Source organism: Cupriavidus sp. 291-E7, from assembly GCF_057798835.1.
The window spans coordinates 68489-92594 of record NZ_JBYOJV010000001.1 but is presented as its reverse complement, the minus strand read 5'-3'; the positions used below and the strand labels follow the sequence as shown (position 1 = coordinate 92594).

The window sequence follows — 24106 nt, the reverse complement described above, 5'->3', positions numbered from 1 at the left end:
GTGCGCAGTATGGCTCGAAATGCGTCGCCCGGAAAAGCGGTGGTCGGCGCGGGGAGACGTCCCCGCGCCCAGGGATTCAGTCGCGCAGGCCGGTGCGGGTTTCGTTTTCCACCCAGACGTTCGCGCTGTCGCCGCCGCCCATCGGGGACAGCTCCATGCGATACTCGTAGCGGTCGGGACGATACTGACCCATCAGCAGTTGCACCGGGCGGCCGGCCTTGTCCAGCACCACGCGGCGCACTGCCAGCAGCGCGCCGCCCACGGGTACGTCGAGCAGCGGGGCTACCACCACATCGGCCAGCCGTGCGGTCAGCACCTGCGAGGCGCGGCCCAGTTCCACGCCGGCCGCTTCCAGCAGACGCAGCATCGGCGTGGTTTCCAGATCCTTGCGAACCAGCGGGCGTCCGAGGTCCGCCGGCAGGTACGTGGTGATGTGCGACAGCGGCCGGCTCTTGTAGTGGCGCACGCGCACGATCTTGATGACCGGGTCGCCTACCTGGATCTTCAGCGCCTCCGCCACTTCCGGCGTGGCGTGGACCTCATCGATGGAGATGACCTTGACCGCGGTCTTCTCGCCCATGTCGATGATCGTGCCAAGCAGGCTCGTGGCCCGTTCCTCGGAGGAAGCCGGCTTCACGGGGTGCGGATTCACGAAGGTACCCAGGCCACGATGCCGGCGCACCAGACCTTCCTGAACCAGGCGGTCAAACACGCGGCGCATCGTCACGCGCGATGCATGAAATTGCTTGGCAAGGTCGATTTCGCCAGGCAGCGGACCCTGGCCAAAACGGCCTTCCACGATCTGCTGGCGGAGCACCACGTAAATCTGGTGATACAGGGGAACGACGGCTTCACTCATGGTTTTGCCTGGCGAATGCGCTAACAAGTCCTTGATGGGACTAATGTACTTTAAATCAGACATAGAGCCTAGCATGAAACACCCTAGCGGCGCGTGGGCCACTGTGTTACGGCTCATTACCGCCCATCTGGCGCCGAATGTGTACGGGTTCCGCAAGAAAGCATGCCCGATTCGCGCGATTCACCCTGTGCACTGGCGCACACGCGTTTTCCCCCTCGCGGGCGCGATGCGCCAGCCGATGAGGAAAGCTCCCGCGCGCTGGCCGCCACATCGAGAGCGGCATATCGACCACCCTCGGAGTGCTTGTTTCATGGCCGTTACGCCGCGTAGCCATGCGGGTTTGCCGCGAGGTGCGCGCTAACTCATTGAATGTGTGGTGCTTTTCGGAAGAGTGTTGGCCGTTGGCCGACAACCGGCCGGAACCTGTGTCACACCCCTGTGACATGTCTACTCCCAAGCACAGTCCGCCGAGTCGGCGGGAGACCGAATCTCGTCGAAAAGTTCCCGTGCAAGGCCCCGGCAGCCTTTGTATTTCAACGGATTTCCGCCATGTGCGGGCGGGCTGGCACTGAATATGCGCAAGGGAAGGCTGGTTTGGCGACCGTGCCGGACCTGAACCTCCAGCCGATGTTCTCGAGAGCGCCGGCCGGAGGCTGAGCCGCAGCACAAACTTCCTGGGAGCTTCGTATGAAAAAGACTTTACTCGCGTCGGCAATCGCACTGGCCTTTGCAAGTACTGCTTGGGCGAATCCGACGAACAACAACACGACCGGAGGCGGGAACGAACAGACTGCCACCGCGAATTCCACCCAGAAGGGCGGAGGGGCCAACGCAAACGAAAATTCGACGGCGACCCAGGACAATTCTGACCGCAGCACCACCACCAAGACGGCTACGCTGACGTCGACCAAGACATCGACCCGTACGTCGAGCAACTCCAACTCGAAGAATTACACCGACCAGGACCTGAGCGGGTATGGCACGGCAGCGGCCGCCAACGGCAGCACCGCGAACGCCACGCTGACCAACTCGTTCAACAGCAGCAAGGCCCTGGCCATCAGCAAGCTGAACGGCACGGTGTCCGGCAACTCCATCCATAACATCGGCAACTACGCCACCAATAGCGGCAACGCTAACGGTGCGAAGGGCGGCGCAGGCGGCGATGGCTATGGCGGCACCGGCAAGGGTGGCACGGGCGGCAATGGCGGTAATGGCGGCAACAGCGGCAATGGCGGCGCCGGCGGCAGCGGCGGCAATGCCAACAACGGCAGCGCCAGCGCTGGCTATGCAGTGAACGGCAGCGCTTCGGCCGGTGACGGCGGCAATGGCGGCAAGGCCATTGGCTGGGGTGGCGACGGCAGCGGCGGCAAGGGCTATGGCGGCGATGCGCTGTCGGCAGCTCTGGGCGCAGGCGGCAAGGGCGGCTCGGCCCTGGGCGCGGGCGGCAGCGCTGGTGCCGGTTCGAAGGGCGGTTCCGGCGGCGATGGCGGCTGGGCCAAGGGCAGCGGTGGCTCCGGTCTGGGCGGCGCTCTGGGCGCTGGTCTGGGTGGTGGTCTCGGTGCTGGCGGCAGCTCGGGCGCTTCGAACCAGTCGAACGACCGCGGTGCGGGTAACGCAGGCACCGGTACGGCAACCGCCGGCAATGGCGGCGCTGGCACTGGCACTGGCACTGGCACGGGCTCGGCGACGGCTACCGGCACGGGTGCTTCGGGCACTGGCACTGGCGGCGCGGGCGCTGCTGGTGGCGCCGCTGCGGCAACCGCATCGGCAGGCTCCGGCACTGGTACTGGCGGCAACGGTGGCGCTGGCACGGGTACTTCGGGTGCTGCCACGGGTGGCGCGGGTTCGGGCACTGGCGGCAACGGCGGTGCGCAAACCAGCGTGGCCGGCAATGGCGGTGCTGGCGGCTCGGCTACCAATGGCGGTGCTTCCAGCTCGGCCTCGAACGGCAGCGCTACGGCCGGCAACGGTGCAGTGGGTGCTTCCTCGGGTACCGGTGGCGCCGGTGGTGCTGGCGGTGTTGGCAATGGCGGTACTGGCGGCACCGGCAACGGTGCGGTTGGCGGCGCCGGTGGCAATGGTGGTGTGAACTATGTCGATGCCGGCACGTTCAACATGTCCAATGCCATGACCAGCGTCGGTCAGTCGGCCGCGGGCATCATGATTGCCAACCAGAACAGCGGCATGGCATCGCTGGTGCAACAAAGCGTCAATGTGCAGGCCAACATGCAAGTTGGCAAGTAAGCATCCTGGCACGCGGTATGTTCCGTTCCGCACGGAGCGGAACACCACCGTCAGGGTTGAATGAGGCAGGGCAGCGCGAACGGTGCGGTTGGGCCGTGCGCGTTGCCATGTCCAAGGCCTGCAGGTCCGAAGCAAGTGGCCCGGATGGGGGGTATGCCTCGGAGCACAAGGGGAGACGCACCATGCGATCGCATCGCGCGGTTGTCGTGACACTGTCGACAGCCTTAATGGTCTGGCCATTCATGCAGGCCAATGCAGGGCCGCCAATCGCCGAGGCATCCGCCACGGCGGTCGCGGTTGCAAGCAGTGAAACAGGCGCGGCCACGGCAGTGGCGGGCGCGGTGGCCAGTGTGGCGGCAACGCCGGACTCGGGGTCCAGACTGAATGTATTCGGCACGGCCGCAAAGGCTGTGGCGAGCGAGAAGCTCGATGACGTGCGCGGTGGCGCGGAAGTGGTGGTCAACGACATGCGCTTGCATGGCACCGTTGGCGACAACGCGGCCGTCAACACGTTCTCCGGCAGCAACATCGTGTCGGAAGGATCGTTCTCGAACGCTGCGGGCTTGCCGACCGTGATACAGAACTCGGGCAATAACGTACTGATCCAGAACGCGACCATTCTCAACGTCCAGTTCAAATGATCATGCGCAGCCTGCTGTGTAAGGCCGTCCTCATGGCGGCGGCGCTGGGCGGCATCGCGGCCGCCCAGGCCGACACGATTCGCGTTCCCGGAGACCAGGGCAACTCCTACTACGTGCCGGTCACAAGCCTGCGCGAGGCACGCTTTCGGACCACGATCCGCCAGCAGTACGACTTCAGCTGCGGGTCCGCGGCCGTGGCCACGTTACTGACGTTCCAGTACAACTTCCCGACGTCGGAGCAGACGGTCTTCGCCAACATGTATGTCAACGGCGACCAGGCCAAGATTCGCGCCGAAGGTTTCTCGCTGCTGGACATGAAGCGGTTCCTGGAGTCGCGTGGCTTCCAGGCCGACGGCTATGAGTTGCCGTTGTCGAAGCTTGAGGAAGCGCAGATTCCGGCGATCGTCCTGATCGTGGAGAACGGCTACCACCATTTCGTCGTGGTGAAGGGCGTCAAGGGCAACCGTGTCCTGATTGGCGACCCCGCACGCGGCACCCGCGCACTGGAGCGCGAACATTTTGAGCGGATCTGGGACAGCAGCCTGCTGTTCGTGATCCACAACCGTACCGACCAGGCGCGGTTCAATCTGGCTTCGGACTGGCGAGTCGCGCCGACGGGCCCTTACTCGATAGGAGTACCGCGAGACAGTCTGTTCTTCACCGTCATGCCCAAGCATGGCGCCTCTGATTTCTGAGTTGAGGAACATCATGGCCCAGACAAGCATTTCACCCCCGCCCAGACGCACGGCCGGTCATGCGACCGCTGCCGTGCTGCTGGGCGCGGGACTGGCGTGCGCCGGTACGGCACACGCCAGCACCGAGGCACTGGCCAGCGAAAATACAGAAGCCGCCGAAAGCGCCGGTGTAGCGATTCCGACGGCCATCGACATGGCAGCGCTGCCGGCCGCCACGGAACTGCCGGCGCTGGTGGAACGCGCGCAGGAACCGCCGTCCGTGCCGACGCTGGAGGCGCGTGTCGCCGCATCCACCGAATCCGTTTCTGAATCCGTTGCAGTCGAACCCGTCGCCGAAGCGCCTGCGCGAGTGGTTCCGGTGAGCAAGGCCAGCGTGGCCCGGCATCACCCCAACGAGGATCCGCTCGCCGTGGCCATGACACTGGCCAAGCGTGATCCCGATGCGCCGGTGGCCGAAGCACGCAAGCAAATGGCCAAGTGGAAGCCGGTCGCGCAGGCGCGGCTTGATGAGTCGCGTGGCGGTTTCGAAGCGGGCGGCCTGCAGGTTGGCTTCGGCATTGACCGCGCCGTGTTCGTCAATGGCGCGCTGGCGGTATCGACGAGCATCACGATTCCCGATATCAGCGCCATCACCGCCTCCCAGGCAACGCAACTCGCACAGGCATTGGGTCAGGTGACCGTTGCGGTCACCGCGGCCAACAACGCGGCGGCAGCGGCCGTGGCCGCTGCCCAGGCCGCCGCTGCCGCGGCGCAGGGTGCCGCGGGGCAAGCCGGGCAATCGGCTACCGCCGCCGCCGCTGGAGCGGCCGCGACGGCGCAAGGCGCGGCTGGTGCGGCCAGCAGTACGGCAGCCGCGGGCGCGACAGGCGCATCGACGATGGCAGCGGGTGCCGCGGGCGTGGCCAATGCCGCGGGTACGGTCGTGACCAACGGGTTGCTCACAGTCATTCAGAACGGTGCAGGAAACACCGCAAACATAGGTGCGGTATCGAACATGCCCGGTACTGTGATTCAGAATAATCTCAACAACCAAAACATTCAGAGCCTGATGACGCTCAACGCAAGCGTGAACACCCTAGCGGCGTTCCGCAATCAAATGGCAAACACCGCGTTGAACAGCGTTATCCAAAGGTCTGCGGCAATGAGGTAACAAGCGTGTAGTCATGATCGAACAGGTGCGGGCCCTGCAGTACGCCCGCCGTCCCGGGGGAGGAAGACGTCATGAAGAAGCGTTCGCTGCAGGGCATCGGCTATGCCGGATGCTCGATGCTGCTTTTAGGTGGCATGGCGCAGGCGCAGACACCGCCAGATGCGGGGCCGCCTGCCGCCGCGCGGCTGGAGTCGCTGCAGAAGGAGCTGGCGGATCAGGCCCGGCAGCTTGAAGAAATGAAACGCGCGCTGGCCGAGCAACAGGCCACGATCCGCGAACTGCGCAGTACCGTGGACAGCGAAACGCTGTCGCGCAAGCGCGGCGGCCAGGGTACCGGTGTGACGGGCGGCAACATGGCGACCAATGCCGCCGCCGCCGGCGCCGCGGCTAGCGCCACGCAGATCAACAACACGGCGCAGCAGGGCGTGCAGGCCCAGCAGGCACCCGAGGCCGCGCCACCCGATGCACCACCGCAGGGGCAGGCCGCGCAGCCCGGCGAGTCGGCCTCCGGGGTCGAGGAGCCGGTGGGCAAGCCGCCCGAGCGCGACACGCGCCCGCCGGAAATCGCACCTATCTTCGACCAGCCTGGTGTGCTGACGCCGGCCGGCAAGATCATCGTGGAACCGAGCTTCCAGTACGGCTATTCGTCCAGCGACCGTGTGGCGCTGGTGGGCTATACGGTGATTCCGGCCATCCTGATTGGTCTGGTCGATGTGCGGCAAGTCAAGACGTCGACCTACATCGGCGCGTTGGCGTTCCGCTACGGCCTCACCAAGCGGCTCGAAATCGAAGCCAAAATTCCGTACGTGCATTCGAGCAGCGATACCGTCAGCCGCGAAGTCTTTACCGGCACGGCGGTCGACAACGTCTTCAGTTCCAGCGGCAGCGGGCTGGGCGATGTGGAAGCGACGCTGCGCTACCAGCTCAACTACGGCAACGAGAAGATGCCGTTCTTCATCGGCTGGCTGCGCTATAAGTCGAACACGGGCCGCGATCCGTTCGAAGTGGTGACGGACTGCATTACACGCTGCGTGAGCAACACCACCGGTACCGGCCTGCCGCTGGGCATGCCAACCGGCACGGGCTTCCAGGCCATCCAGCCAGGTGTCACGTGGCTGCTGCCGACCGACCCCGCGGTATTCTTCGGCACCTTCAGCTATCTGCACAACTTTGCGCGCGACAACGTCAGCCGCACCGTGCTCAATGGCCAGACGGAGAACCTCGGCAAGATCGCCCCGGGCGATATCTTCCAGTTCAACTTCGGTATGGGCCTGTCGCTGAACGAACATGCGTCGTTCAGTATCGGCTACGACCAGAGCATCATCTGGCCGACCAAGCAGAACGGGCAGACCATTCCGGGTTCGGTACGGATCACGCAGGGCACGCTGCTGGTGGGCTACTCGTATCGCTTCAACAACCGCTACACCCTCAACCTTTCAGTGGGTGCCGGCCTGACGCGCGACACGCCCGACCTGACGGTCACGGTGCGCTTGCCGATCACTTTCTGAGCCGATGATGCAGCGCGAGGTGACGCACGAAATTCTTATCAGGCGAGTCATCCCACAGTCAGCCGTCATGTGCCTTGCGCTGTTCCGGCTGAGAGAGTAGAACGAACGAAACCGTCCCTGACGGATGACCCAATTTCCGGGGCGGCCTGACAGAGGAGGCAAGTCATGCGCAAACGGATCTTCTGGTTGTTACCGGACCTGGCAAGCGCCCGCCGAACGATGGACGACCTGCTGCTGGCCCGTATCGAAAACCGCCACATTCACTTCGTGGGGCGCGACGGTGCGGACATGACCGGATTGCACGAGGCGAACCTGTTCCAGACTTCGGACATCGTGCACGCAGCGGAAATGGGCCTGATGGTGGGTGGTGGCGTCGGCATTGTCGCGGGCGTGGTGGTAGCCATGTTCCCGATCGTCAGCGATACCCCGCAATGGGGCCTGGTTGGCGTGCTGGCCGTCCTGGGCGCGGTGTTCGGTGCGTGGGCATCCAGCATGATCGGCAGTTCGGCGCCTAACAGCCGCCTGCGCGCGTTCGAGAAGGACATCGAATCCGGGCAGTTGTTGCTGATGGTGGATGTGCCGCGTGGCCGCGTGGAAGAAGTCGAGACCATGCTGCAGAAGGCCCATCCGGAAGCCCACTTTGCAGGGCTGGATCCCGCGGTGCCCGCGTTTCCCTGATCGTCGCGGGCCAATGCAGGCCGGGCGAGGTTGTCCAATGGCCTGCGGATGATTTTCCTTAGCGCGCCCTACGTGGCGCGCCTCAGGCGCATGTTCCCCCATGCGCCACGCTGCGGCCACACCCGGCCGTCACCGGACCAACCAGGTCGTGGTGTGCTGCCGCAGCAACAGTTCCCCCCTCGGATTGTTCCCCGATTTGAACAATTACCTCCGATGAGGTACTTTGCGTGAGCCGCCCGCGGCGCATCTTTGGAATGCGCGCGTCTGCGCGGCGGGCAGCTGCAAAACACTATTAAAGCCAGCGCTTCTGGAGGGGTCACAATGAAGAACGCACGATACTTCGCGTGCGGCATGCTTGCCGCCGCGCTCGGGTTTGTCACGCCTACGGCGGTGCACGCTGAACCCGGCATCACCAAATCGGCCATCCGTATCGGCCAGTCGGCCGGCGTCAGCGGCCCTGTGGCGGGTTCCGTGAAGGAACAGATCGCCGGTGCCCAGGTGTACCTGAACCACGTCAACGCCAATGGCGGCGTGGCGGGCCGCCGCATCGAACTGCTGACCTACGACGATGGATTCGACGCCAAGCGCACGCCGGACAACGTGCGCAAGCTGATCGGCGAGGACAAGGTGTTCGCGCTGTTCATGGTGCGCGGCACGCCGCAGAACGAAAGCATTCTCCCGATCATCGGCGCCGAGAAAATACCGCTGGTTGCGCCGCTGACCGGTGCTATCACGCTGCATCGGCCGGTGAACCGTTATGTGTTCAACGTCCGCGCCAAGTACCAGGATGAAGTGGCGCGCGCGATCAACCACCTGGCCACGTCGGGCATGAGCCGCATCGCCATCTTCTATGCCAACGACGGCTTTGGCCAGGATGTGTTCGAAGGCTTCACCACCGCGCTGCAGGCGCGTGGCGTGCAACCGTCCGGCGCCGCCTCGTTCAACCGTCCGATGGGCGATATCAGCCAGGGCGTGGCCAGTGTCAACAAGGCCAATCCGCAGGCCGTGATGGTGATCGGTTCGGGCTCAGAGGCCGCGAAGATCATCCGCGAGATGAAGAAGGCGGGCAGTCAGGCGCAGTTCGTCACGCTGTCGAACAACGCGGCGGACTCGTTCATCAAGGAGCTTGGCGACGATGGCAAGGGCCTGATCATCACGCAGGTGGTGCCGGGCATGAATTCGAGCCAGATGAGCATTGCCAGCGAGTACCGCAGCCTGGCCAAGGCGCAGAAGCAGGAACCCAGCAACGCGGGCATGGAGGGCTTCATGTCGGCCAAGGTGCTGGTGGAAGGATTGCGCCGCGCTGGCGCCGAACCCACACGCGAGAAGCTGATCGCCGCGCTGGAAGGTCTGCGTGACTACGACCTTGGCGGCATCCTGATCAGCTACAGCCCGACTCGCCACACAGGCTCATCGTTCGTCGAGATGTCGATCGTTTCGTCGACCGGCAAGCTGATTCGCTAAGCGGCGCGGCCGCAATATGGCCAGTGTGCTGCGGTATAGTTGCCGGCATGGCGACTTCACCCGCAGCTCACCCATTTTCCCTTGCTGACCGCGTGGCCCTGGTCACGGGCGGCGCGCAGGGCCTTGGCCTGGCGATGGCCGACGCATTGGCCGCCGCTGGCGCGCACGTGCTGGTCTGCGCGCGCAGTACCGAGCGCGTGGCCGATGCCGTGGCGCAATTGCAGGCGCGCGGCGGCAGTGCAGAGGCGCTGCCGCTCGACATCACCGACGAAGCCGCCGTCGGCCAAGCATTCGACACCATTGCCGCACGGCACGGCCGGCTCGACATCCTCGTCAACAACGCCGGTGCTCGCAATCGAAACGGCATGGCGCAGCTGGACGCAGGCGACCTGCGCGCGATGCTTGAGACCAATCTGGTGGCGCCCTATGCGCTATGCCGCCACGCCGCGCGGCTGATGCAGCAGGGGCAGTACGGGCGCATCGTCAATGTGACGTCGATTGCCGGCCAGGTGGCGCGGGCCAACGACGTGCTCTACCCGGCCACCAAAGGCGGTCTCGATGCGCTGACGCGCGCGATGGCCGCCGATCTCGGCCGACAGGGCATCACCGTCAACGCCATTGCGCCGGGCTATTTCGCCACCGAACCGAATCAGGGCATGGTGGAGGATGCGACGGTTGCCGAATGGCTGCGCAATCGTACGTCGCTGGGCCGCTGGGGCCAGCCTTCCGAGGTGGCTGGCGCCGTGGTCTTTCTGGCGTCGCCCGCGGCGTCCTACATTACCGGCCAGGTGCTGGCCGTCGATGGCGGCTATCTTGGCCACTTCTGAGCGCCGCGCCTGATTCACTATCGCTTGCCGGTGCCATAGTGCGCGCGCAGGCATTCGATCATGGCCGCGGAAGCCGCGGAATCGCCGCGGTCCTTCAGCCGGACCAGGCAGATCTCGCGTACCAGGGCGGGCATCTGCATCGGCCGCACGGCCAGCCCCTCGCGGCGAAACTGGAACAGCGCCAGCGCCGGCACCACCGACACCCCGAGACCCGCTTCCACCAGCGCCGCCACCGTGGCCAGGTGCTCCACTTCCATCACCCCATGCAGCTTCAGCGGATGCATGGCCGCGTCCAGATGCTGGCGTACGCTGCTGGTCCGCGACAACTGGATGAACGGCAGCCCGGCCAGCGCTTGCGGCGCGATGCGGCGCTTGGCGGCCAGCGGATGATCGGCCGGGCAAACCAGGTGAAAGGTGTCGTGCACGAGCGATTCCACGCGCAGGTCGGCATCCTGTGCCGGGGCGGGCGCCAGCGCGAAGTCGGCCTGACCGCGCCGCACCATGTCGATGCAACCGTCGGCCAGCTGGTCGTACAGCTCCAGCGAAATGCCCGGATAGCGGCGATGGAAATCCGCCAGCAGCGGTGGCAGATCTCCACCGGCCAGTGACGGCAGCGCCGCGATGGCAACGCGGCCCTTGCGGCGTTCGGCGTGGTCGCGCAGGTCCTCGAAGGCGGTCTCGAAGTCCGCCAGCAGGCGGCGCGCCACTTCCTCGAAACGGCGGCCGTCGGCGCTCAGGTCCACATGCCGCGTGGTGCGCTCGAACAGTCGGCTGCCCGCCTGGTCTTCCAGTGTCTGGATCAGCGTGCTGAACGCCGATTGCGAAAGATGACAGGCCTGGGCCGCGCGTGTGAAATTGCGCTGCGTGGCCAGCGCCACGAAGGCGCGCAGATGCTTCACCGAGAGGTTCGACAACATGGCGGGAGCGAGGGCGATTCATCCATAAAGCCGATAGATTAATCCAAATAATCCGCTTTTTGGGTGGCCGAGCCGGGCTCTAGAATGGAATCGCTGCCATTTCACCTGCCGAAGTTGCCAACGCCCATGACTGCTCCCCTGCTGATCGGGTCCGGTGCCGGATTCTCCGGCGACCGTACCGACGCCGCCTTGCCCGTGGTGCGTACGCTGATCGCCGCCGGCGGCCCCGCCGCGCTGATATTCGAAACGCTGGCCGAACGTACGCTGGCACTGGCGCAACTGGCGCGCCGCGACAATCCCGAACACGGCTACGAGCCGCTGCTCGACCACCTGCTGACCCCCGTGCTGGGCCTGTGCCTGGCCAACGGCATTCCGATCATCGGCAACTTCGGCGCGGCCAACCCGCGCGCCGCCGCGCGCCGCATCATTGCGCTGGCCGCCGAACTGGGCCTGCCGGTGCCGCGCGTGGCAGTGGTGGAGGGCGATGACCTGTCTCACGATGCGGGGCGGGCGTTGCTGCGCGGTATCGTTGGCGACGCATTCCCCGAGGCGCGTTTTGTCTGCGCCAATGCGTATATCGGCGCGCAGGGCATTGCCGATGCATTGCGCGATGGCGCGCAAGTGGTGGTGTGCGGCCGCGTGGCCGACCCCGCGCTCGCCGTGGGCCCCGTCATGGCTCACTTCGGCTGGGCCTGGGACGACTGGGACCGCCTGGCCGCGGCCACGATGGCCGGCCATCTGCTGGAATGCGGCGCCCAGGTCAGCGGCGGCTATTTTGCGGACCCTGGGATGAAGGACGTGCCCGACGTGCACGCCGTGGGATTTCCGATCGCGCAGATCGACGCCGACGGGGGCATCGAAATCTTCAAGGCGGCCAATACCGGCGGTTGCGTCGATCTGCGCACCGTGAAGGAACAGCTGCTCTACGAAGTCCACGACCCTTGTGCCTACCTGACGCCCGACGTGATTGCCGATATTGGCGCGGTCAGCGTCGAGCAGACCGGGCCGGATCGCGTGGCCGTTCGCAACATCCGGGGCCACGCGCGTCCCGCGCAACTCAAGGCCAACCTGTTCCATCAGGGTGGATGGTTTGCCGAAGGCGAGATTTCGTACGCGGGTCCCAATGCCGCCGCCCGTGCGCGCCTGGCCGCCGACATCGTGCGCAAGCGGATGCAGGGGCTGGGCTTCGACGTGCCGATCCGCTTCGACCTGATCGGTGTGCTGAGCGTGTTCGGCGACGATGCCGGAACGATGATCGCCGCGCAGCAGCCTGCCGAAGCCGAGGCACGCGATGTGCGCATGCGTGCCGCACTGGCTCATGAGGACAAGGCCGTCGCCCAGGCGCTGTTGCGCGAGGTGAATGCTCTCTATACCTGCGGCCCCGCCGGCGGCGGTGGCGTGCGCACGGCCATGCGCACGCGACTGAATGCCACCTCATGCCTGGTGCCGCGCGAAGCCGTGGCGACCAGCCATTCGTTTGTCGACGCCTGACCGGAGTCCACCATGACCGCTACCGACGTTGCGCCGCTCTATCAGTTTGCCCACGGCCGTACCGGTGACAAGGGCGACCGCTCCAACATCAGCGTGATCGCCTATGACGCGCGCGATTTCGACCATCTGGTCGCGCACGTTACCGAGGACGCCGTGCGCGCGCTGTTTGCGGCGCGTCAGCCTTCGGCCGTGAAGCGCTACGTCGTGCCATCGATCCAGGCCATGAACTTCGTGATCGATGGCGTGCTCGACGGTGGCGTCAACGATGCATTGAATCTCGATACCCACGGCAAGGCACTGGCCTTCCTGCTGCTGGGTTTGCCGATCCCCCTGCCGCCGCGGCTCGCCGGCGGCGCCGCTTGATTGCCGAGCCGTCCCATATGTCAAAACGATTCGAGGAGACACAGATGTACGGAATTCGCAGGCCGTTGGCCGTTGCTGCCGCTCTTGCCACGTTCGCGTGCCTGGCCTTGCCCGCAGGCAGCGCATGGGCGGAGTTCCCCGACAAGCCGATCCGCTTTGTCGTGCCGTTCGCGGCCGGCAGCGCCACGGACCAGCTTGCCCGGGCCATCGGACAGGCCATGACGGTGGACAGCAAGGCCACCGTGGTGGTCGACAACAAGCCAGGTGCCAACGGCTTCATCGCCGCTTCCGACGTGGCCAAGGCCGCTCCGGACGGCTACACGGTGCTGATCACCACCAACACCACGCATGCGGCCAACGAGCACCTGTTCAAGAAGCTGCCGTATGACCCGGTGAAGGACTACGCGCCGCTGTCCGCGCTGGGCCGTGGCGGCCAGATCATGGTGGTCAATCCGCAGCTGCCGGCCAAGACCGTGGGCGAGTTCATCGCTCTGGCCAAGAAGGAACCCGGCAAGCTCAGCTTCGGCAGCGGCAGTTCGTCGTCGCGCATCGCCGGGGAGCTGTTCCAGCAGATGGCGCACGTCCAGCTGCTGCATGTGCCGTACAAGAGCAATCCGCTGGCGATCACCGACCTGCTCGGCAACCAGATCCAGATGATGATCACCGACACGGCGACCGGCCTGCCGCAGGTGAAGTCGGGCAAGCTGCGTGCGCTGGGCGTGTCGGGCAAGGCGCGCTCGCCGCTGGCGCCAGACGTGCCGACCATCGACGAAGCGGGCGTGAAGGGCTACGAGATGAGCTACTGGTTCGCGGCCTACGCGCCGGCCGGCACGCCGCCGGCCGTGGTGACGAAGCTGAACCAGATGCTGGTCAAGGCCGCCAAGAGCGACACGGCTTCTACCTTCTACAAGTCCACCGGTACCGACGTGTTTACGAGCACGCCGGCGGAACTGGCCAAGTTCCAGACGCAGGAGTCGGACAAGTGGGGCCGCATCATCAAGGCAGCGAACATCCAGCCTGAATAAGCGTTGCCGCTTTCCCCTCCCGGCCGTGTGCGGGAGGGTGTGAAAAAGGCAAGCGGTGTGGGTTTTTCCATGCGGACATCCACACTGCCACGCCCGCAGAAACGGGTACGCTCGGCGCCCTTCAAGGGTGGTCGGGCAGGCCAGCGTCGATGCTGACCTGCCCCTCAAACAAGAACACCCCGGCCCTGTTTCCAGGGACCGGGGTGTTTGCCTTCGGCCTACCGGAGGCCAGTCCAGGACGTGGCGAGCCTTCCGGCCCGCCCGTCTTTACGGCTTCAGCTTCAGCCGATAATCCACCGCATACGGCAGCTTGCCCGGCTTGGCCGAGCCGACCGGTTGCGACAGCGCCGTGAATTCCGTTTCATTGAAGGTACCCAGACGGCCCAGCGTGGCGGCGGTCTTGTCGCCACTGACGATGGCATCCGGCGACAGCGCCACCATCGCTTCGGCAGCCTTGCGCACGGCGGCCAGATAGCTCGCGTTGTCGTTCAGGTTCACCTGCTTCAGGTCCACGATCTTGCGCAGCCATTCGCCCCAGTAGAACTCGGTGAACTCGGTAGCGCCGGTGGGCTGGCTGTAGCCGATGTCGCGCGTGAAATAGACCAGCGAGCGATACGGATCGTTGCCGAGACCGTTCGACAGGCCCAGCTTGCGCGGCAGGTCGGCCGGGTAGACCGGTCGGTTGTCACCGTCCTTGAGCCAGACCAGCTTGCGCGCGCGCATCGTGCGGAAGAACTGGGCGCGGTTCAGGTTCGACAGGTTGTCCTGCACGCGGACCCACATTTTGGCTTGCGGGCCACCGGTCGGTGCTTCCCAGACCGTGCTGAAGGCGTGATGGCCGTCGGTCAGGTACGGCTCGCCGTACGGGCCGACCACCAGCGTCTTCATGTCCTCGGGCTTTTCGCCGACCAGCTTTGTGCAGGTGAACGAGGCCAGGTTATCGATGCGCGAATCGGTCTTGATGCCGTCCTTGGCGGTCTTGTTCTGACCGTTGTTCTCGCAGGCGTCGTCGAAGTTCTTGGCCGGCTCCGCCGCGTAGCGGCCCAGCTTGTAGTAGATCTGGTCGCGGCCGATGGCGGGCTGCGTCGGACGCAGGTCGGCCATCGTGACCAGGATGTTCTGCTGGGCGGCGGCCTGTAGGTACGTGCTGATCGGCGTTGGGGCCGGTAGCGGCGTGCAGACGGCCGGCAGGACGCGCTGTGTGCCCGGCACCTGCCGCAGCTGATAGGCCAGCTTGGCGCTGACCGGCAGCCAGGCCAGCGAGGCGTTCTGCATCTGGTTGGCGATCGGTTCCTGCCACGTACCCGAGATCAGGCCGAAGGCGGCGCCGGCGGTAAAGCCGTTGTAGACCAGGGCCACGTCCATCGGGATGTTGTCGGCGGTCAGCACGTTGCCGGTCACCGAAATGATGTTGCGACGGGTGCGGCCGGTCACGGCGTTGGCAGCGTCGAGTTCCGGCTCGGCGCAGACCCAGTCTCCGTCGATGGCGTTGGTGGCCAGCGACGTGGCGGCGCGCACCACCCAGTTGCCGGTAGCGGCGGTGGCGCTGGCGCCCGTTTCGTCGACGAACAGTGCGGTGCCGCCCTGTTGCTTGCCGACGAACACGCGGCCGACCTTGCTTCCGGCGATCGTCAGTGCGAACGCGCCCGGATAGCGCGACTGGTCGGCATCGGCGCTGAGCTGGCCGGTCTGTCCGCCCGCGCAGTTGGCGCTGTAGCCCTGGCCGGCGCACACACGCACCGAGCCGTCGGCCTGGATGGCAAGCTGGCCAGCGGTGGCGGTGTCGCCTACCTGGCGCAGATAGCTGTAGGTGCCGGCGACGTCCTTCAGTTGGGCGCCCTTGTTGGCGGCCGAAATATAGCCTTGCAGCAGGCTGCCATTGCCGGCCTTGACGTTGGGCACCTGGCCCAGCGCGCCGGACAGCAGGCCATCGTCCAGCGTGAAGCTGAACGTGATCGAGGCGGCGGCATTGGCCAGAGCGGTTGGCACGTCGGTGCCGGAGGCGGTCAGATTCGATACGCGATAGGTACCGCCATCGACCGTGTACTGGCCGACCAGCGCGCCGGCCAGGCCGAAGCGGGAATCGAGAAAGCGCAGCGTGAGCTGGCCTGCGGCAGGCTGGTCGAGCTGGACCGAAACCGTATCGCCAAAGCTCACGGCGCCCACGTAGAGCGATCCGCCGGCCAGCGGCTTGACCTCGGCCGGTGTGGCGCCGGCATTGTTGCCGGTGTTTGCGGTGGTGCCGTCATCGCCGCCGCCGCATGCGGCCAGCGCCGCGGTGGCCAGCAGCATGGCTGCCTTGCCGGCGCCGCGCTGCATCCATTGCCCAGGCTTGCTCAACCTGCTTTCCATGTTTCTTCCCCGTTATCGTTGTTCGTTGTTGTGGCCGGCATGCGCCGTCTGCGGCACGTGGCCGCGCGCCAGTCTAGGGATGGGGCGTGACGTTCCTGTGACAGCCTGGCGTTTCGGCATCGCGGGATTTTTCATCTAGAGTGATCGGAGCGGGACTAAGCGGAGACAGGAGATGGCGCACGGATATCGAGGGATGTCGCACGGGCGGCGGAGGGTCCTGATTGCCGGAGGCTGGAGCGTGCTGTTGGCCGTGCCGGCCGGTCACGTCGTGGCCCAGCCAACGCACGACAAGCCCAAGTCGAAGATTGGCGTGGTCGGCTCGGGCAGGCTTGGCGGCGCGGTTGGCAGCCTTCTGGTCAAGGCCGGGCATCCGGTGATGTTCGCTTCGCGCCATCCCGGAGAACTGAAGTCGATGGTCGAATCGCTCGGCTCACTGGCGCAGGCGGGCACGGTCGCGCAGGCACTGGTGTTTGCCGATGTGATATTGCTTGCCGTGCCCTATGGCGCGGTGCCCGAAGTGGGCGAGCAGAACCGCTGGCAGGGCAAGATCGTGCTCGATGCGACCAATGCAATCGCACCGCGCGACGGCGCAATCGTCGACGAGGTCAAGGCCAATGGCATTGGCGCGACGACGGAAAAGTACCTGAAGGGTGCGCGCGTCGTCCGGGTGTTCAATTTCACGGGGGCGGGCGAGTTCACGCGCGAGAGTCACCGCAAGGGACCGTTGATGGCGGTGCCGCTGGCTGGCAACGATGCCGAGGCATTGTCCGTGGCAGCCGGGCTGGTGCGCGATGCGGGGTTCGATCCGGTGGTGGTGGGTGGGTTATCCACGGCCGACCGGTTCGCGCCCGGTGGCAAGCTGTTCCGCCAGATGGGGACTGCCGAGGAATTCAGGCGCGCGATGGCGCAGTGACCGGCCCGGCCTAGCGCCGGCGCCACTCCATCGCCACCATCGATGGCGTGAAACCCAACTGGCCGAAAAAGGCGGCTTCGGAAGAGCGCGCCGCGCGCAGAACCCAGGTGATGTCCGGATCGTTGCCCATGACGTGGCGAAGCAGTGCGCGGCCAATGCCACGGCGCCGATGCTGGGGCGCGACGGCCACCATCGAGATGTAGCCGTTGGAGATATCGTCGCAGAGGGCGCGCGCAAAGCCGATGACTTCACCGTTCTCAACCGCCACGGCAACGCGTTGCGAGTTGGCGATCAGCTGCGCAAAGCGCTCTGGATTGCCGACCCGTTGTTCCCAGCCGTTGGCAGCCAGTAGTAGCCTGGCGGCCTCGATTTCCGCGGGCAACGGATTACGGATTTCCATCGACAATTCCTCCTGCGTGATCCCGGGGCGCGTGCATGCTGCCCCCTCCAGAAGTGGGGGGCGCACTGCGGTTGCGCCGCGAGTCGCGCGATGTGTCGCGCTGATTTGTCGCGCATTTCGGCGCAGAGTGTAGCGAAGCCGATGCCGCGGCGTCAAACGACTTTGTCCGGAAAGTGCGAGCGCCCGCACGCAGCGGGCGGGCGCGTCACGGTCATGCATCGGACGTGCAATGGCCTGTCACAGCGCTGAAGCTGGCGGTATGATGCCTGTCATGAACGCCCCGATCTTCTCTTCCGCACACCCGGCCGATCAGCTAGCCGAGTTCAGCGATGCCGATAGCGCGCTGGCGCGCATTCGTGAGATCTACGACAGCTCCGTGGCAGCGGTGCGCGCGCGCTTCGACGCGTTTGCCAAGGGCAAGCCCCTGCCATCGGCCGCGCACGCGTGCTATCCGTATCTCGGCATTTCAGTCAATCTCGAAACGATGGTCACCGACAGCCGCCCGTCATGGGGCACGGTTGCGTACCCTGGTGTGTACGGCACCACGGTGACGCGGCCGGACCTGCTGTGCGACTACTACCGTGACCAGATCGAACGCCTGATGCGCTACCACCGCGTGCCGGTGGTGGTGGGTCTGTCGCGGCGGCCGATTCCGCTGCCGTTCGTGATCGAGGCATCGACCACAGACATCAGCTATACGCAGGCCCGCGAACTCGAAGCATCGTTCGTGCTGCCGGAGCTGAGCCGCATCGATGATTCCATCGCCAATGGCACCTACGAGCCAACGCCCGGCGAAGCATGGCCGCTGTCGCTGTTCTCCGCCGAACGGGTGGACCTGGCGCTGCAGCGGCTTTACCACTACACGGGCACGGCACCCCAGTATTTCCAGCGCTTTGTCTTGTTCACGAACTATCAGCGATACGTCGACGAGTTCGTGACGTTGGGGCGCAACCTCATGTCGGGCGATGGTGGCGACGGGTACGTGCGGTTTGTCGAACCCGGAGACATCGTGCAGGAGCTTGGCGGCGTGGAGCCGGACGACGCGGCGCGTCCCAGGGCGCTGCCGCAGATGCCCGCCTATCACCTGGTGCGCGAAGACGGCCTTGGCGTGACGCTGGTGAATATTGGCGTAGGCCCGTCCAACGCCAAGACGATGACCGACCATCTTGCCGTGCTGCGGCCGCACTGCTGGCTGATGGTGGGCCATTGCGGCGGCTTGCGGCGTTCGCAACAGCTTGGCGACTACGTGCTGGCGCACGCCTATGTGCGTGACGACCACGTGCTCGACCACGATTTGCCGCCGTGGGTGCCCGTGCCGCCGATCGCGGAGATTCAGGTGGCGCTGCAGGAAGCCGTGGCGCGCGTGACGGGTTTGTCCGGCACCGAGATGAAGACCCGCATGCGTACCGGCACGGTGGTGTCGACCGACGACCGCAACTGGGAACTGAAGTCCAAGTCGTTGTATGCGCGCTTCAACCAGTCGCGCGCGATTGCGATCGATATGGAAAGCGCCGCCGTGGCGGCCAACGGATTCCGCTTGCGCGTGCCCTATGGCACGCTGCTCTGCGTATCCGACAAGCCGCTGCACGGCGAGCTGAAGTTGCGCGGGATGGCCAATGCGTTCTACCGCCAGCGCGTGAGCCAGCATATGACGATCGGCCTCGAAGCGATCCGTATCCTGCGCGAAAACGGCGTCGAGCAACTGCACTCGCGCAAGCTGCGTAGCTTCGACGAACCGGCATTCCGCTGAAGTCCCCGTTGCGGGGGCCCACCGCACGCCTCACTGGCTACGACACAGAAATAAAAAAGCGCGCGGGATTGCCGCGCGCAGTGAGGCGGGAAGGGCGTCCGGATCAGGCGACCTTCCGTCGAGGAGACAAAGTAGAAAGTGTCGGAGTTCCGGTAAATTAGAAGCGATAGCCGACGCCGGCGCTGAACAGCCAAGGGTCGAGGTTGACCGTGGATACCTTGACGCCGTTCGCATACACGTTGCTCGAGATCCAGACCTTCTTGGCGTCGATGTTCAGGAACCAGTTCTTGTTGAGCTTGTAGTCCATGCCGATCTGCAGGGCAGGACCGACGCTCCAGTTGTCCAGGCCCAGCGTGCCGCCGGCCAGGTTCACACCATAGACGCGCGTCGCATTGATACCAGCACCCACGTACGGACGGAACGTGCCATTCGGCAGGAAGTGGTATTGCAGCAGCAGGCTCGGGGGCAGGTGCTTGAACGTGCCGATCTTGTTGCCGTCAAGGCTGACGTCCTGCTTCTGCGGATAGGTCAGTACCAGCTCGGCCGCGATATGCGGCACGATGAAGTACGTGATATCGATTTCCGGAATCCATTTGTTGTTGACATGGATGCGATCCGATGCGCCAACGCCGCCAATCGGGTCGGACTTGTTGGACATATCGAGATACGTGCCACGCAGGCGGATCATCCAGTTGCTCTGGGCCTCGTCGGCAGCCATTGCCGGGGCGGAAAGCGTGCCAATCGTGGCGGCGGCGAGCGCCATGCAGATCGAGGAAGTGAGGGATTTAAGGCGGGGAGTGGTTGAAGTGGTCATGTTGGTCATGCACAAAACATCGAAAAAGTGCGACCAGTGTGTCCCGAGCCTGACCCTCAAACCTTGATGCAAGACAAGTGAAGCGCAGCCGACACAATTTGCGTGCGACGCCGTCGCCAATGCGCGACAGATGGTTTGCCGAGCCACCGCATAAACCTGTCGCGCATGGGTGATGCTTCTATGGACATGCGGATTTATTCGTGGCGCGACCGTGGCGGCGCCCGTACGCTGTGCGCACGTGGTTGTGCACCGCACATGTCGTGGGCGTCCGCCAGGACGTCTTTTCAGGTGTGCCCTGTGGGGGCAGGGCACACCGGTTTTTCAGACAGCGGATGCCGCCGGGCCTTGGCCTTCTCAGGCGGCCCTGGCCACCTCGGCTTCATCGCCGCCACGCGCCTGCAGATGGCGGTTGACGCCGGAGATCATGGCCTTCAGAGACGCCGTGACGATGCTGGCATCCACGCCCGCGCCAAAACCCGTGGGCGAGTCACCGACACGTACTTCCACATAGCAGGCTGCGTTGGCATCCGCGCCGGTGGTCATGGCGTGCTCGTGGTAGTCCATCACGCGCACGGCAATACCCAGCCCGCGTGAAAACGCATCGACCGTGGCGTCGATCGGACCATTGCCCGCGCCGCGCACCCGTACCGGATGGCCGTCGCGCATGACTTCCATTTCGATCTCCACGGCGTTGTCGGTGGTCGACACCATGCGATGCGAGACATAGCGCAGCGGCGCGTCGCCATCGAGGTATTCGCGGCGGAACAGCGCGTAGAGGTCTTCGGCGCTGGCTTCGAGTCCGGTTTCATCGGTCATCACCTGCACCGCGCGACTGAATTCGATCTGCAGACGGCGCGGCATGTAGATGCCATGCACCTGCTCCAGCAGGTATGCCATGCCGCCCTTGCCGGACTGACTGTTCACGCGGATCACCGCGTCGTAGCTGCGGCCAAGGTCCGCCGGATCGATCGGAAGGTAGGGCACTTCCCAGATGGCGTCCGGCTTCTGCTGAGCAAAGCCCTTGCGGATCGCGTCCTGATGCGACCCCGAGAAAGCCGTGAACACGAGATCGCCCACGTACGGATGGCGCGGATGCACGGGCAGCTGGTTGCAGTGCTCCACGCACTGGCGCACTTCGTCGATATCGGAAAAATCGAGTTCGGGGTCCACGCCTTGCGTGTACAGATTCAAGGCCAGCGTCACGAGGTCGACGTTGCCGGTGCGCTCGCCGTTGCCGAACAGGCAGCCTTCCACACGATCCGCGCCCGCCATGACAGCCAGTTCCGCGGCGGCCACTGCCGTGCCACGGTCGTTATGGGGATGCACCGACAGCACGATGTGTTCGCGGCGGGCCAGATTCCGGTGCATCCATTCGACCTGATCGGCAAAGATATTCGGCGTGCTGCATTCCACCGTTGTCGGCAGATTCAGGATCATTGGCCGATTGGCATCGGGCTGCCAGACGGCGGACACGGCATTGGAAACCTCCAGCGAAAAATCCAGCTCGGCCAGGCTGAAGGTCTCGGGCGAGTATTCGTAGGACCAGGCAGTGTCCGGCATGGCATCGGTTAGCTCGCGGATCAGGCGCGTGCCGGCGACGGCCACTTCCTGGATCTCTTCACGCGAGGCATTGAACACGATGCGGCGCCAGGCCGGTGCGATGGGGTTGTACAGATGCACGGTGGCGCGTTTGGCGCCGCGTACGGATTCCACCGTGCGGCGAATCAGGTCTTCGCGGGCCTGGGTCAGCACGACGATCGTGACGTCGTCGGGAATGCGGTCTTCCTCGATCAGCATACGCACGAAATCGAAATCGGTCTGCGATGCCGATGGAAATGCGACCTCGATCTCCTTGAGTCCAACCTTCACCAGCTGTTCGAAGAAGCGCAGCTTGCGATCGCTGTTCATTGGCTCGATCAGCGCCTGGTTGCCATCGCGCAGATCGGTGCTCATCCAGCGCGGCGCGCGCGTGATCTGGCGCGAGGGCCAGGTGCGATCGGGAATGTCGACGATGGTGGCGGGACGGTACTTGACGGACGGGGTGCGCAACATGGGCATGGGAATCTCCTTCCTCGCTAAGGAAGCATCAGGAAGCGGCACGTGATACGAGCGCTTCGTGTCGAAAGAAAAACGGAAAAAGGGTGGCGAAAGGCTGCCGAACTGCCACTAGGCACTAGGCCCGGCAACCGGTCGGTAGGCTTAGCAGTAGCGAGAAAGCGCGCAGGGCGCGGCCCGACAGCAGGCCATCAACGCGCGCGCGCACGGCGGCATCGATGCGCGAGGCATCGGCGGCGTGGCGGAGGTTGAGGGTGTTTGCTGGCATCGAACCGGAAGAAATGTCACTCGCCCATCGGGTTGGGGCGAACTCGGAGCGTAGTGCAAAAGGCGCGGCAGCGTCAACCTTTGCCAACTCCAGCGTTGTTCGCGCAGATCCACCGGCTGCCTGCATATCGGCCCCGCATGTGCGCGAACGCACGTTGATGTCTTACCCCGAATGGATGGCTTCCACCCGATATGTGGCCTGGCGCTCAGTCGTCTGGCCAGTACATCGCACCGCACATCAAGCCTAGGCTGATAGGACTCGGAACGGGACCGATAACAAGAGGGGGCATCATGGGCACACGTACGTGGAGTGGCTGGGTCGCGTGCATGGCGACGGCTGTGCTGATGGCGGCGTGCGGCGGCGGGGGAGGCGGCTCCGGCGGGGGCTCGACGACGCCAGCGGACTCGGGCGGCAACGCGGGCGGGAGCACCACCACGCCAGTTGCCAAGTCGTACACGCTGGTGATGAACCGTACATCGGGACAGGTCAGCGTCGGTGGCACGATCTCGCTGACCGCATCGGTCGTTGACGATCTGGGCAACGATGTGACCGGTTCCACGGCTTTCGTCTGGTCGACCACGAACAATTCCATAGCGGCCGTGGCGGGCAGCACGATTCCTGGCAGTGCCGTGGTAACCGGCGTGGGCGTCGGCACGGCGACGATCGGCGTAGTGGCGACGGTGACCGGCGCATCCGGCGTTACCACGGTGTTGCCGCAAGTGGCCGCGACCATCACCGTGGTGGCACCCGGCGTGCGCACCTACAGCCTGGCGCTGCCCTATCCGGTGCTTTCGATGACCAATGGCCAGGTGCTGCCGGTGACGGCCTCGCTGATCGATAGCGACGGCGCGGATCGGTCCACCGCGGGCTCCGGCTGGACGTGGCGCAGCAGCACCTCGGCTGTGCAGGTCACCGGCGCGGCCAACGTGGGCACGCTGCTAGGCGTGAATGCGAGCGATACCGCCGCGCAATCCGTGGTGACGGTGCAGGTCACCGCGCCTGACGGCAACACGCTGACCGGTGCGTTCCTGGTTTCGGTGTTCAAGACCAGCGTGTCGACGTATCGCCTGGTGCTGTCCCAGTTCGGCAAGCAGATCAATGCGCTGAACGTGCTCAATGGTTCGCCGCAGACGTACGACTCCCAAGTGGTGCGCAACGATGGCGGCGATGCCACGGCGGATTTCACTGGCCTGTGGACGTATATGACAACGTCGCCGTCACTGGCGGTGATTCCCAATGCCGCGACTCGCGTGACCACGGTCAGCACCAGCCGGCCGCCCGGCGTCGCGCCGCTGCAAAGCGTGCTCGATGAAATGGCCGGCAGCCTGACGCTGAGCGCCAAGCCGCGCGCGCAGTTGCTGGTGACCGAACAGCCGACATGGGGCCTGATCTACAGCGGCCCGAGCCCGTTCGTCGTGCCGAATGGTGGGGCGCCGGTTTCGGCCCACATCCTGCACCGCGGTGTGGACGAGGGCATCATGGGTTGCAACGGCACCTGGAACTGGGTGGCGACCAGCGGTCCGATCTCTGTCGTGTCGTTCACGGACAATCTGGCGTCGCTGCTGCCAACCGGTTCGGGTCCGTTCACAGTGACCGTGTCTTGCACCGCCGGCACCGAGGCCATGCCGGTATCGCTGACGATTCCGGGGACGGCGCAGTAGCACTGCCCAGCCTGGACCAAAGCCCGCCGCC

21 protein-coding genes are annotated in these 24106 nt (G+C 65.2%); 14 read left to right on the top strand and 7 right to left on the bottom strand.

Annotated features, from left to right (window positions below):
* Window positions 1-76: 76 nt before the first annotated feature.
* Complete coding sequence (locus AC3FLX_RS00415; protein ID WP_488693027.1) at window positions 77-859, bottom strand: GntR family transcriptional regulator; 783 nt, start codon at window positions 857-859, stop codon at window positions 77-79.
* Between the two features lie 687 nt (window positions 860-1546).
* On the opposite strand from AC3FLX_RS00415, the gene AC3FLX_RS00410 reads away from it, so the two are divergent.
* The 8 genes from AC3FLX_RS00410 to AC3FLX_RS00375 all read left to right on the top strand — a co-directional run bounded on the left by AC3FLX_RS00410 (window position 1547) and on the right by AC3FLX_RS00375 (window position 10066).
* Window positions 1547-3103: a hypothetical protein gene (locus AC3FLX_RS00410; protein ID WP_488693026.1), complete on the top strand. Its 1557-nt coding sequence runs from the start codon at window positions 1547-1549 to the stop codon at window positions 3101-3103.
* A gap of 182 nt (window positions 3104-3285) precedes the next feature.
* Window positions 3286-3744 carry a hypothetical protein gene (locus AC3FLX_RS00405; protein ID WP_488693025.1) on the top strand — a complete coding sequence of 153 codons (459 nt, stop codon included), beginning with the start codon at window positions 3286-3288 and terminating at the stop codon, window positions 3742-3744.
* A complete protein-coding gene (locus AC3FLX_RS00400; protein WP_488693024.1) occupies window positions 3741-4439 on the top strand; it encodes a C39 family peptidase in 699 nt (232 codons plus the stop codon). Before AC3FLX_RS00405 ends, AC3FLX_RS00400 begins: the two co-directional genes overlap by 4 nt.
* Before the next feature lie 13 nt (window positions 4440-4452).
* Complete coding sequence (locus tag AC3FLX_RS00395) at window positions 4453-5589, top strand: hypothetical protein (RefSeq protein ID WP_488693023.1); 1137 nt, start codon at window positions 4453-4455, stop codon at window positions 5587-5589.
* Window positions 5590-5660: 71 nt separating this feature from the next.
* Complete coding sequence (locus tag AC3FLX_RS00390; RefSeq protein WP_488693022.1) at window positions 5661-7097, top strand: acetate kinase; 1437 nt, start codon at window positions 5661-5663, stop codon at window positions 7095-7097.
* A 165-nt stretch (window positions 7098-7262) separates the two neighbouring features.
* Window positions 7263-7775, top strand: a complete 513-nt coding sequence (locus AC3FLX_RS00385; protein ID WP_488693021.1) for a DUF1269 domain-containing protein — start codon at window positions 7263-7265, stop codon at window positions 7773-7775.
* A gap of 321 nt (window positions 7776-8096) precedes the next feature.
* Window positions 8097-9239 (top strand): ABC transporter substrate-binding protein, encoded by a 1143-nt coding sequence (locus AC3FLX_RS00380; RefSeq protein ID WP_488693020.1) that lies wholly within the window; start codon window positions 8097-8099, stop codon window positions 9237-9239.
* A gap of 47 nt (window positions 9240-9286) precedes the next feature.
* Window positions 9287-10066, top strand: coding sequence for an SDR family oxidoreductase (locus AC3FLX_RS00375; protein WP_488693019.1), 780 nt, complete (start codon window positions 9287-9289; stop codon window positions 10064-10066).
* Window positions 10067-10083: 17 nt separating this feature from the next.
* Here the strand turns inward: AC3FLX_RS00375 and AC3FLX_RS00370 are convergent, their stop codons facing one another.
* On the bottom strand, window positions 10084-10983 hold the full coding sequence (locus AC3FLX_RS00370) for a LysR family transcriptional regulator (protein ID WP_488693018.1): 900 nt from the start codon (window positions 10981-10983) through the stop codon (window positions 10084-10086).
* A 126-nt stretch (window positions 10984-11109) separates the two neighbouring features.
* On the opposite strand from AC3FLX_RS00370, the gene AC3FLX_RS00365 reads away from it, so the two are divergent.
* Genes AC3FLX_RS00365 through AC3FLX_RS00355 form a run of 3 tightly spaced genes read left to right on the top strand, consistent with a single transcriptional unit; the run spans window position 11110 to window position 13862 of the window.
* Window positions 11110-12474, top strand: coding sequence for an acyclic terpene utilization AtuA family protein (locus AC3FLX_RS00365; protein WP_488693017.1), 1365 nt, complete (start codon window positions 11110-11112; stop codon window positions 12472-12474).
* Between the two features lie 12 nt (window positions 12475-12486).
* Window positions 12487-12837 (top strand): AtuA-related protein, encoded by a 351-nt coding sequence (locus AC3FLX_RS00360; protein WP_488693016.1) that lies wholly within the window; start codon window positions 12487-12489, stop codon window positions 12835-12837.
* A 44-nt stretch (window positions 12838-12881) separates the two neighbouring features.
* Window positions 12882-13862, top strand: coding sequence for a Bug family tripartite tricarboxylate transporter substrate binding protein (locus AC3FLX_RS00355; protein WP_488693015.1), 981 nt, complete (start codon window positions 12882-12884; stop codon window positions 13860-13862).
* Window positions 13863-14129: 267 nt separating this feature from the next.
* Here the strand turns inward: AC3FLX_RS00355 and AC3FLX_RS00350 are convergent, their stop codons facing one another.
* Window positions 14130-16214: a ParB/Srx family N-terminal domain-containing protein gene (locus tag AC3FLX_RS00350; RefSeq protein ID WP_488693014.1), complete on the bottom strand. Its 2085-nt coding sequence runs from the start codon at window positions 16212-16214 to the stop codon at window positions 14130-14132.
* A gap of 193 nt (window positions 16215-16407) precedes the next feature.
* Here AC3FLX_RS00350 and AC3FLX_RS00345 point away from each other — a divergent pair, with 193 nt between their 5' ends.
* The gene (locus tag AC3FLX_RS00345; protein ID WP_488693013.1) at window positions 16408-17127 is read left to right on the top strand and encodes an NADPH-dependent F420 reductase; all 720 of its coding nucleotides are present in this window, start codon (window positions 16408-16410) and stop codon (window positions 17125-17127) included.
* 10 nt (window positions 17128-17137) lie between these two features.
* On the opposite strand, the gene AC3FLX_RS00340 is transcribed toward AC3FLX_RS00345, so the two are convergent.
* Window positions 17138-17527 carry a GNAT family N-acetyltransferase gene (locus AC3FLX_RS00340; RefSeq protein WP_215530498.1) on the bottom strand — a complete coding sequence of 130 codons (390 nt, stop codon included), beginning with the start codon at window positions 17525-17527 and terminating at the stop codon, window positions 17138-17140.
* Window positions 17528-17789: 262 nt separating this feature from the next.
* On the opposite strand from AC3FLX_RS00340, the gene AC3FLX_RS00335 reads away from it, so the two are divergent.
* Window positions 17790-19277: an AMP nucleosidase gene (locus AC3FLX_RS00335; RefSeq protein WP_488693667.1), complete on the top strand. Its 1488-nt coding sequence runs from the start codon at window positions 17790-17792 to the stop codon at window positions 19275-19277.
* 157 nt (window positions 19278-19434) lie between these two features.
* Here AC3FLX_RS00335 and AC3FLX_RS00330 read toward each other — a convergent pair whose 3' ends face one another.
* The 3 genes from AC3FLX_RS00330 to AC3FLX_RS00320 form a co-directional block, all read right to left on the bottom strand.
* The gene (locus tag AC3FLX_RS00330; RefSeq protein WP_488693012.1) at window positions 19435-20091 is read right to left on the bottom strand and encodes an OmpW/AlkL family protein; all 657 of its coding nucleotides are present in this window, start codon (window positions 20089-20091) and stop codon (window positions 19435-19437) included.
* A 354-nt stretch (window positions 20092-20445) separates the two neighbouring features.
* On the bottom strand, window positions 20446-22143 hold the full coding sequence (gene leuA, locus AC3FLX_RS00325; RefSeq protein WP_488693666.1) for a 2-isopropylmalate synthase: 1698 nt from the start codon (window positions 22141-22143) through the stop codon (window positions 20446-20448).
* 121 nt (window positions 22144-22264) lie between these two features.
* The gene (locus AC3FLX_RS00320) at window positions 22265-22414 is read right to left on the bottom strand and encodes a hypothetical protein (protein ID WP_488693011.1); all 150 of its coding nucleotides are present in this window, start codon (window positions 22412-22414) and stop codon (window positions 22265-22267) included.
* A gap of 290 nt (window positions 22415-22704) precedes the next feature.
* Between AC3FLX_RS00320 and AC3FLX_RS00315 the strand changes: the two genes are divergently transcribed.
* Window positions 22705-24075, top strand: a complete 1371-nt coding sequence (locus tag AC3FLX_RS00315) for a hypothetical protein (RefSeq protein WP_488693010.1) — start codon at window positions 22705-22707, stop codon at window positions 24073-24075.
* Window positions 24076-24106 lie beyond the last annotated feature (31 nt).

Excerpts from the sequence above, each read along its gene's own strand:
- AC3FLX_RS00385 (WP_488693021.1), top strand. The coding sequence starts at position 7,263 with ATGCGCAAACGGATCTTCTGGTTGTTACCGGACCTGGCAAGCGCCCGC.
- AC3FLX_RS00365 (WP_488693017.1), top strand. The coding sequence starts at position 11,110 with ATGACTGCTCCCCTGCTGATCGGGTCCGGTGCCGGATTCTCCGGCGAC.
- AC3FLX_RS00355 (WP_488693015.1), top strand. The coding sequence starts at position 12,882 with ATGTACGGAATTCGCAGGCCGTTGGCCGTTGCTGCCGCTCTTGCCACG.
- AC3FLX_RS00350 (WP_488693014.1), bottom strand. The coding sequence starts at position 16,214 with ATGGAAAGCAGGTTGAGCAAGCCTGGGCAATGGATGCAGCGCGGCGCC.
- AC3FLX_RS00400 (WP_488693024.1), top strand. The coding sequence starts at position 3,741 with ATGATCATGCGCAGCCTGCTGTGTAAGGCCGTCCTCATGGCGGCGGCG.
- leuA (WP_488693666.1), bottom strand. The coding sequence starts at position 22,143 with ATGTTGCGCACCCCGTCCGTCAAGTACCGTCCCGCCACCATCGTCGAC.
- AC3FLX_RS00380 (WP_488693020.1), top strand. The coding sequence starts at position 8,097 with ATGAAGAACGCACGATACTTCGCGTGCGGCATGCTTGCCGCCGCGCTC.
- AC3FLX_RS00340 (WP_215530498.1), bottom strand. The coding sequence starts at position 17,527 with ATGGAAATCCGTAATCCGTTGCCCGCGGAAATCGAGGCCGCCAGGCTA.
- AC3FLX_RS00315 (WP_488693010.1), top strand. The coding sequence starts at position 22,705 with ATGGGCACACGTACGTGGAGTGGCTGGGTCGCGTGCATGGCGACGGCT.
- AC3FLX_RS00415 (WP_488693027.1), bottom strand. The coding sequence starts at position 859 with ATGAGTGAAGCCGTCGTTCCCCTGTATCACCAGATTTACGTGGTGCTC.
- AC3FLX_RS00405 (WP_488693025.1), top strand. The coding sequence starts at position 3,286 with ATGCGATCGCATCGCGCGGTTGTCGTGACACTGTCGACAGCCTTAATG.
- AC3FLX_RS00395 (WP_488693023.1), top strand. The coding sequence starts at position 4,453 with ATGGCCCAGACAAGCATTTCACCCCCGCCCAGACGCACGGCCGGTCAT.
- AC3FLX_RS00335 (WP_488693667.1), top strand. The coding sequence starts at position 17,790 with ATGCCTGTCATGAACGCCCCGATCTTCTCTTCCGCACACCCGGCCGAT.
- AC3FLX_RS00330 (WP_488693012.1), bottom strand. The coding sequence starts at position 20,091 with ATGACCACTTCAACCACTCCCCGCCTTAAATCCCTCACTTCCTCGATC.
- AC3FLX_RS00370 (WP_488693018.1), bottom strand. The coding sequence starts at position 10,983 with ATGTTGTCGAACCTCTCGGTGAAGCATCTGCGCGCCTTCGTGGCGCTG.
- AC3FLX_RS00375 (WP_488693019.1), top strand. The coding sequence starts at position 9,287 with ATGGCGACTTCACCCGCAGCTCACCCATTTTCCCTTGCTGACCGCGTG.
- AC3FLX_RS00345 (WP_488693013.1), top strand. The coding sequence starts at position 16,408 with ATGTCGCACGGGCGGCGGAGGGTCCTGATTGCCGGAGGCTGGAGCGTG.
- AC3FLX_RS00320 (WP_488693011.1), bottom strand. The coding sequence starts at position 22,414 with ATGCCAGCAAACACCCTCAACCTCCGCCACGCCGCCGATGCCTCGCGC.
- AC3FLX_RS00360 (WP_488693016.1), top strand. The coding sequence starts at position 12,487 with ATGACCGCTACCGACGTTGCGCCGCTCTATCAGTTTGCCCACGGCCGT.
- AC3FLX_RS00410 (WP_488693026.1), top strand. The coding sequence starts at position 1,547 with ATGAAAAAGACTTTACTCGCGTCGGCAATCGCACTGGCCTTTGCAAGT.
- AC3FLX_RS00390 (WP_488693022.1), top strand. The coding sequence starts at position 5,661 with ATGAAGAAGCGTTCGCTGCAGGGCATCGGCTATGCCGGATGCTCGATG.